Origin of the sequence: Pseudomonas sp. MYb541, assembly GCF_037479595.1 — a bacterium.
In the GTDB taxonomy this organism is placed as follows: Bacteria; Pseudomonadota; Gammaproteobacteria; order Pseudomonadales; family Pseudomonadaceae; genus Aquipseudomonas; species Aquipseudomonas canadensis.
Genome location: NZ_JBBGYS010000045.1, coordinates 47,952 through 56,215, shown reverse-complemented (window position 1 = coordinate 56,215; position 8,264 = coordinate 47,952). Strand labels below are relative to the sequence as shown.

Below are 8,264 nucleotides of genomic sequence, written 5' to 3'. Positions count from 1 at the left end.
ACCGTAAGCGGCCGAGTTATAGAAGCCGATGTTGGTGTAGTAGTGCTTGTCGAAGATATTGTTGACGTTCAGCGTCGCCGACAGGTTTTTGCTGACCTGATACTTGGTCATCAGATCCACCAGCCAATAAGCATCCTGGGAAAACTCTTCATACGCACCCTTCGGTGAGTTGTAGATGTCCTGCCAACCCACGCTTTGCCAACGCACACCACCGCCGAGGGTCAGTTTGTCCAGGTTGCCCTTGAGTTTGTAGGTGGTGAACAGCTTGACCTGGTCTTCGGGTTCGAAGGTGGAGATCTTCACGTCCTTGTCGTCGCGCACCACCTTGTGGGTGTAGCCGGCCTGGAGTTGCCAGCCGGGGGCAATCTCGCCGGACATCTCCAGTTCATAACCCTTGGTGACGGCCTTGCTGCTTTTATAGGCGTAGTTGTTCGGGATCGGTGTCTGGTTATTGTATTCGTCGTCGGAGAGTGCGCGATTGGACTCGCGGATTTCAAAGTACGCCGCGCTGGCGTTCAGCCGTCCGTCGAGGAAGTCGGCTTTCACGCCCAGTTCCCAGTTCTGGCCTTCATCCGGTTCCAGCAACTTGTTGTCGCGATCGCGGTTGTAGTTTTCCTGCGGCATGAAGATATCGGTGTAGCTGGCGTAGACCGCGTACGTGTCGTTGAGGTCGTAGACGGCGCCGATGTACGGGACGAAACGCCCGGATTCGCGGTAGTTGGGGTTGTAGCCCGTGACCTGATAATTGACCACGCGACCGCCCAGCAGCAGCTTGAGGTCATCGGCGAGGTTCAGTCGCGTGGTCACGTAGGCACCGGTCTGGCGCACGGTGTCATCGGTAAGCGATTGCGCCTTGCCCCAGTCCGGTATCGTGGCGTGGCCATGCCAGTTATTGAAGTCGACGATATTGGGGGAGAGGTTCCAGTAGCCTTTGCCTTTCCATTCCGAGGCGCTGATCGAGCCGCCCAGCACCAGTTCATGCTCGCGACCGCCGAGGCTGAACGGGCCGCTGACGTACAGGTCGGCGGAATCGCTGACGGTTTCCCCGGTGTACTTGCCCGAGGTGAGTTGCGCGGTGCCATCCGGCTGCGGTTGGTCGCCCTGGATCGAGCCCATCAGCGCGTGATAGCCGTTGATCTTGTGATCCAGTTGCAGCTTGGTGACCCAGCCATTGCCCAGGTCGTGTTCGAGCATGGCGAATACGGTGCGGGTGTACTGCTCCCAACTGCTCCAGTCCGCGGCGTTGTTGAACGAGCGCTTGACACTGTTGCGGTCGCCCTTGGAGTTGATCAGCGGGAAACTGCCCGACCACGATGAGCCCTTCGGCAGGGTGTCCTGGTAATCGCCGCCTACGGTCAGCAGCGTATCGGGTGACAGGTCGAACTCCATGATGCCGTAGTACGTCGGGCTCTTGCGCGAGTAGTGGTCCATGAACGAATGCTTGTCCTGATAGGCCGCCACGGCGCGGCCACGCACGTTGCCGCTTTCGGTCATGGGGCCGCTGACATCCAGCTCGCTGCGGTAGTTGTCCCACGAACCGGCGCCGAGGGTCGCGTGGCCCTGGAAGTCTGCGGTGGGTTTCTTGCGCACCAGGTTGATCGTCGCGCCCAGTGAGCCTGCGCCTGTGAGCAGGCCGGTGGCGCCCTTGAGCACTTCGACACGGTCATAGATCGCCATGTCGCTCAGCGTGTTGCCCGCCGAGTAAGCGACGTTGCGTGCGGTCGAGGGGATGCCGTCGTATTGGAAGTTATTGATGGAAAAACCCCGGGCGTAGTAGTTGGTACGCTCGGTGTCGAAGGCCGAAACGGTGATGCCGGGCGTGTGGCGCATCACGTCGTCGACGTTGTTCAGGCCGAAGTCATCCATGTGCTGACGGGTGACAACGCTCACGGACTGCGGGGTTTCCTTGGGCGTCAGCACCAGGCGTGTGGAGGTCGCGATGGTGCCGGGCGTGTAGGAGCCGGTGCCTTCGGTGACGTTGCCCAGCTGGTTGGCGGTGACGGCGGTCGGGCTCAGTTCCATGGTGCCGTTGCCGGCGATGGGGGCGGATTGCAGGGCGTATCCCTGGACGCCTTTCACGGCGCGGTAGCCGCTGCCTTCCAGCAACCTGTCAAACCCGTCCTGAATCCCGTAATTGCCTTTCAAGCCCGGGCCTTTGAGGCCCTCCAGTTCGTGGGACTGGAACACGATGGCCACACCGGCCTGCTGGGCGAAGCGGTTGAGCGAACTGCCCAGCGGTCCGACGGGGATGTCATAGGACTGGGCGGCGACGCTGACGGCGTCCGCCTGGGCCAGGCCGATGCTCAAGGTGCCGGCAGTGAACAGGGCCAAGGAAAGCGGTGCACTTTTCAGTAGCCGAAAGCGTCCGCGTGGGTAGGAAGGGGTGTGCATGGTGAAGGCAGTCCTTTATGTGTCGAATTACCTTCCTTGACGGGCAACCTCGAAAAAACCGGAAGCAAATGCGAATAATTATTTATTGGATGCTGGCTCGGGGCCAACCACGATCAGCCATGGAGTGTAGGACTGCACCCGGATCGGCAGCGTTTGCGCGAGTAATTGCAAAGCCTGGTCGCTGTCGTCCAGGGGGATCACGGCAGACACGCGCAGGCTTTGCAGTGCGGCGCGATCAAACTGCACGCGGCCGCTGCGGTGCCGGGCGATTTCGTCCAGCACGTCGGGCAAGGGCTGGTTCTCCACCACCAATTGATGGCGGCGCCAGGCTTCGTTGATGCTGCTCGGCTCAACAGTGCCGGCCAGGCGCACTTGGTTCGCGTGCATCAGGGCTCGCGACCCTGCCTCGACTTCCAGTGTCTGCTGGCCGTCCACGCTTTGTGCCGCCACGCGAGAGTGGAGCATGCTCAGCACCGTGACATCACCTTCGCGCTTGACCACAAACCGTGTGCCCAGTGCACGCAGGGTGCCTTGGGGCGTCTGCACGACAAACGGCCGGGTGCTGTCGTGGGCGACTTCCACCAGGATTTCGCCTTGCAACAGTTCGATACGGCGCTGCTGGCTATCAAAGTGCAGGTTCGCTGCGCTGATGCCATTGAGCGTCAGTGTCGAACCGTCCACCAGTTGCAGGGTTTGCCATTGGCTCGGGCCATTTCGTACATCGGCCATCCACTGCCGCGGATAGGGGCTGATCAACAAGGCCGCTGCTGGGATCGCCAGGCTGCACGCCAATACCAGCGCGCGCAGGGCGTGCTTGCGGCGACGGGTTTTCGGCTGAGCAAAGGCCGCATTCAATGCGGCGCGGGCAGGGGCTTTTTTACCGCGCAGGGCCTGCATGCGCGAAACCATGGTTTCCATGCGTGCGGCGGCTGCAGCGTGATGCGGGCCTTGTTGCTTCCAGCGCTCGAACGCCTGCTGCTGGGCCTCGTCCCATTCGCCGTCGTGCAGGCGCAGCAGCCATTCGGCGGCTTGTTCTTCGACGTCCGACATGCTCGATCAGGTGTCCATGCTGTGGCTGCAATGCATAAGCGCCTGGATCAGGTACTTGCGCACGGTGCGTTCCGACAACTTGAGCTGCCGGGCGATCTGTTGCTGGGTCATGTCTTCGAGGTAATACAGCACGAAGGCCTGGCGCGAGTATTCGTGCATGCCTTCCAGGATAAAGGCGATCTGTTCGAGGGCTTCGAGGGTGGTGTGGATTTGCTCCGGGGATTGGAACCCTTCGAGCGTGTCCACCGTCAGCGCCAATTCCTGCAGGTAAGCCTGTTCAATCTGCTTGCGCCGCGCCTGGTCAATGAGCAAGCGCCGGGCGGTGGTGCTCAGGTACGCGCGGGGTTCGCGAATGCCGGCGACGGATTCACGCGCGTTCAAGATGCGTGCAAATGTGTCCTGCGCCAGGTCGGCGGCATTCTGTCGACAGCCCAGCTTGCGTCTTAGCCAAGTGAGCAGCCAGCCATGATGCTCGCTGTAGAGCTGGGTAATTTCCCGTTGGAAGGGCGGTTCACCTGCAGACATAGGCGTGGCTCAGGTGTTATTGAGAATGGTTTTTAATTGTGCGGCCAAGGGGCGGGTAAACGCAATAGACTCGCGTTTGAAGGCGTAGAAGCCCGTTTTTGCTGGGTTTTGTCGTACCTGAGAAAATATTTCAAATAAATTGCATTTAAATCAAGACATTGCGGATTTTTGGTGTATGATGCCGCCCACACCGAAACGAAGGGTGATTAGCTCAGCTGGGAGAGCGTCTGCCTTACAAGCAGAATGTCGGCGGTTCGATCCCGTCATCACCCACCATTCGTTTTACGTGTTACGCGCAGCGGTAGTTCAGTCGGTTAGAATACCGGCCTGTCACGCCGGGGGTCGCGGGTTCGAGTCCCGTCCGCTGCGCCATATTCGGTAACCTGGAACACTGAACGCCAGGTCACCACAAGAAGCCCGCTCATTGAGCGGGCTTTTTTTCGTCTGCGATTTCTTCTTCTTATGCCCTGCCAGTGTGCACTGCTTATTCGTCCTGAACTGTACGGGTGCGCCATGACGTGAGGGAATACCCCCATGCTCATTGGTTGATTGCGCCGTCGGACGCTTAAACGTTTATCTATAGCCACGCGAAGACTTCCAGGCGAGTGACCGGCAGCAGGATGCTGCGGGGGCTCGCTCTCCAACATAAAAATAGTCTGCAAGGGGAATGGCTCTCTATGAAATATCCACTGCGTCCGTTGGTGTTCTGGCCAACGTTCCTGATCCTGCTGGCGGCGGTGATCGCCAGCTACGTCGACCTGAATGCGTTCCTTGCGGTCAGCAAACAGCTCAACAACCTGATCCTGAAAAACTTCTCATGGCTGTTCAGTGCCGGCTCGTTCGCCATGGTGGTGCTGACCGCTGTCGTCTACTTCTCTGCACTGGGCAAGGTGCGTATCGGCGGTGAAGATGCCCAGCCTCTGCTGAGCAAATGGCGCTGGTTCATGGTGGCGCTGTGCACCACCCTGGCGGTGGGCGTGCTGTTCTGGACCACCGCCGAACCGCTTTACCACCTGTACGGCCCACCCACCAGCCTGCCGATCGAGGCGGGCAGTTCGGCGGCGAAGAGCTTTGCCATGTCGACGATGTTCCTGCACTGGACCATCACGCCTTACGCCATCTACCTGGTGCCCTCGTTGGTGTTTGCGTTGGTGTTCTACAACCGTCGCAGCAATTTCTCCATCGGCGCCATGCTTGAACCGTTGCTGGGCGAAGCGCGGGTCCGGCGCTATGCCGGGCTGATCGACACCCTGGCGATGTTCGCCCTGGTGGCCGGCATGGCCTCGTCCCTGGGCACCGGCGCGTTGACCCTGGCCGGCGGCCTGGCCCAGTACATCGGCGGTGAAACCACGCCGTTTCGCCTGGCCATCATCATTGCGATCATCGTCATCACCTTTGTCGCCTCGGCCGCCAGCGGTCTACAGAAAGGCATTGTGATGCTGTCCTCGTTCAACACCTGGATCATGCTGGCCCTGGGGCTGTTTGTGCTGCTGTGCGGGCCGACCCTGTACATGTTCAGCCTCGGCGTCGAGTCCTTGGGCGTGTACCTCGACACCTTCTTCAGCCGCAGCCTGTTCACCGGCGCCGCCAGTGGCGACACCTGGCCGCACAGTTGGACGGTGTTCTACTGGTCGGTGTGGTTTGCCTGGGCGCCGGTCAGCGCGTTGTTCCTCGGCAAGATCGGCCGCGGCTACACGGTGCGTGAATTCATCCATATCAACATGCTCTACCCGGCGTTGTTCACGGCGGTGTGGATCTGCATCTTCTCCGGCACCAGCCTGTACTTCGATGCGCTGGGCGACGGCAGCCTCAACCGTGTGCTGAACGAGCAGGGCGTGGAACACGTGCTGTACCAGATGTTCCAGCAACTGCCGGCCAGCGGCGTGATGATCGCGTTCCTGCTGTTCGTGGCGTTCATCTCTTTTGTCACTGCCGCGGACTCCAGCACCGACGTTATCGCCAACCTGTGCAGCAAAGGCGTGACGGCCGATTCTGACCTGGACGGCAACCCGCTGCTGAAGATTGTCTGGGGCCTGATCATCGGCTCGGTATCGTGGGTGATGGTCGCGTTTGTCGGCATTGACGGGGTGAAGATGCTCTCCAACCTCGGCGGTCTGCCGGGCATGATCCTGGTGTTGCTGGCCAGTACCTCGCTGATCTTCTGGTTGAAAAATCCCGCATTGCTGGATGTGAAACGCCTTCAGCGGACCCCCGAGACGGAACTGCGCGGCGCTAGCCCGGTGCCGGATTTCGCCCGCTGATCGATTGAATCGCTGTAGGAGTTACTGATGGAAATCGTCACTGAATTTGCTTACACCGTGCGCGAAATCGAGCACTGCCTGATCCCCTTGAAGGATGGTACTCAACTGGCCGCCCGCATCTGGTTGCCAGAAGTCGCCGGTGTGCAGACCTTCCCGGCAATCCTGGAATACCTGCCGTACCGCAAGCGCGATGGCACCGCCGTACGCGATGCGCTGACTCACCCGTGGATGGCGGGGCAGGGCTACGTGTGTGTGCGGGTGGACATGCGTGGCAACGGCGAATCCCAGGGCCTGATGGCCGATGAATACCTGCTACAGGAACAGGAAGACGCCCTCGAAGTGATCGACTGGCTGTGCCGGCAACCCTGGTGCGACGGCAATGTCGGCATGATGGGGATTTCCTGGGGCGGCTTTAACGGCCTGCAAGTCGCGGCACGCCAGCCCGAGGCGTTGAAAGCAATCATCACCTTGTGCTCCACCGATGACCGCTTTGCCGACGACATCCATTACAAGGGTGGCAACCTGTTGATGGAGAATTTCGGCTGGGCCGCGACCATGCTCAATTTCAGCGCAGCGGTGCCGGATCCTTTGCTGGTGGGCGACGACTGGAAAGACCTCTGGCACCAACGCCTGGAAGCCATGCCGCTGCTGGCCGAAACCTGGCTGCAACACCAGACCCGCGATGACTATTGGCGCCACGGCTCGGTGTGCGAGGACTATTCGAAGATCAAGGCGGCCGTGTATGCCGTGGGCGGCTGGGGCGATGCCTACCGCAACACGGTTTCGCGCCTGATGGAAAATCTGCCGGGCCCGAAGAAAGCCATGATCGGCCCGTGGATCCACAAGTACCCGCATTTTGCCGTGCCCAACCCGGCCATCGGCTTCCTGCAAGAGGCCAAACGCTGGTGGGATCACTGGCTCAAGGGCATCGATAACGGGGTAATGGATGACGCAGCCTGCACCTTTTACCTACAGGATATTCTGTCGCCGAAGGGCAGTTATGCCGAGCGGCCAGGGATCTGGGTGCAGACCTCGGGTTGGCCGGATCCGCAGGTGCAATGGACGGATTTCAGCCTGGGCGATCAAGGCCTGAGCGCGGGCTCACAGCCCTTGGCGGCGCCGCGCAGCCTTTGTTCGCCGCTGACCACCGGCCTGCACCAGGGCGAGTACTGCGCCATCTGGTTTGGCCCCGATGGTCCGACGGATCAACGTCGTGATGATGCCCATTCGTTGTGCTTCGACTCCGAGCCGCTGACCGAGCCGCTGGCGTTGCTCGGCGATGCACGTCTCACGTTACGCCTGGCAAGCGACACTTCCTGTGGTCAATTGGTCGCCCGGCTGAATGCGATAGCGCCGGACGGGCAAGTCACCCAGATCAGCTATGGTGTGCTTAATCTCACACTACGTGAGGATTTTTCCCAGGTAACGCCGGTAGTCCCCGGTGAACCCATGGACGTGCAGTTAAACCTCGACCACATCGGCATGCGCCTGCCCGCCGGCTACCGTTTGCGTCTGGCGCTCAGCACGGCGAGTTTCCCGCTGCTGTGGCCGAGCCGTGAATTGACCACCCTGACGTTGCTACCCACCCTGCAAAGCCTGCAACTGCCGATATTCAAAGGCGAGGCGGTGGACTGCCCGTTCGAAGCGCCGCAGTCGGCTACGCCGGTAGCGATGGAGGTCCTACGCGCCGCTGCGCCGAAACGCACCTTGATCGAAGACGTCGGCAGTGGTGAAGTCTGCGTGAAAATCGAAGATGATTTGGGGGCGGTGCGTTTTACCGACCATGGCCTGTCGGTGGACCAACGTTGCACCGAGCAATACCGCACCTTGCCCTGGGATCCGCTGTCGACGCAGGCTGACATTGAATGGCACTACCGAGTCGGCCGCGACGAGTGGGCCGTGGAGGTGGAAAGCCATTTGAGCGTGCACGCCGACGCCGAGTGGTTCTACATCGAAGCGGAGCAGACCGCCTGGGAAAATGGCCAGCTTGAGCACCGCCGGCAATGGAGTAAACGCGTGGCCAGGGTCGCACTCTGA

Annotated in this window: 5 protein-coding genes and 2 tRNA genes; 4 read left to right on the top strand and 3 right to left on the bottom strand. The window is 60.6% G+C overall.

Features of this window, described 5'->3' with window-relative positions:
• From WH299_RS24130 to WH299_RS24120, 3 genes are all read right to left on the bottom strand, one after another.
• On the bottom strand, positions 1–2,391 hold a 2,391-nt coding region (locus WH299_RS24130; protein WP_339551492.1), incomplete at its 3' end, for a TonB-dependent siderophore receptor.
• Between the two features lie 78 nt (positions 2,392–2,469).
• Positions 2,470–3,441 (bottom strand): FecR family protein, encoded by a 972-nt coding sequence (locus tag WH299_RS24125; RefSeq protein WP_339551490.1) that lies wholly within the window; start codon positions 3,439–3,441, stop codon positions 2,470–2,472.
• Positions 3,442–3,447: 6 nt separating this feature from the next.
• Positions 3,448–3,966: a sigma-70 family RNA polymerase sigma factor gene (locus tag WH299_RS24120; RefSeq protein WP_028615770.1), complete on the bottom strand. Its 519-nt coding sequence runs from the start codon at positions 3,964–3,966 to the stop codon at positions 3,448–3,450.
• A 200-nt stretch (positions 3,967–4,166) separates the two neighbouring features.
• Between WH299_RS24120 and WH299_RS24115 the strand changes: the two genes are divergently transcribed.
• The 4 genes from WH299_RS24115 (at position 4,167) to WH299_RS24100 (ending at position 8,264) form a co-directional block, all read left to right on the top strand.
• A tRNA-Val gene (locus tag WH299_RS24115) sits at positions 4,167–4,242 on the top strand.
• 19 nt (positions 4,243–4,261) lie between these two features.
• A tRNA-Asp gene (locus WH299_RS24110) sits at positions 4,262–4,338 on the top strand.
• Positions 4,339–4,643: 305 nt separating this feature from the next.
• Positions 4,644–6,227, top strand: a complete 1,584-nt coding sequence (locus tag WH299_RS24105) for a BCCT family transporter (protein ID WP_068932507.1) — start codon at positions 4,644–4,646, stop codon at positions 6,225–6,227.
• A gap of 27 nt (positions 6,228–6,254) precedes the next feature.
• Complete coding sequence (locus WH299_RS24100) at positions 6,255–8,264, top strand: CocE/NonD family hydrolase (RefSeq protein ID WP_339551489.1); 2,010 nt, start codon at positions 6,255–6,257, stop codon at positions 8,262–8,264.

Excerpts from the sequence above, each read along its gene's own strand:
- WH299_RS24125 (WP_339551490.1), bottom strand. The coding sequence starts at position 3,441 with ATGTCGGACGTCGAAGAACAAGCCGCCGAATGGCTGCTGCGCCTGCAC.
- WH299_RS24120 (WP_028615770.1), bottom strand. The coding sequence starts at position 3,966 with ATGTCTGCAGGTGAACCGCCCTTCCAACGGGAAATTACCCAGCTCTAC.
- WH299_RS24105 (WP_068932507.1), top strand. The coding sequence starts at position 4,644 with ATGAAATATCCACTGCGTCCGTTGGTGTTCTGGCCAACGTTCCTGATC.
- WH299_RS24100 (WP_339551489.1), top strand. The coding sequence starts at position 6,255 with ATGGAAATCGTCACTGAATTTGCTTACACCGTGCGCGAAATCGAGCAC.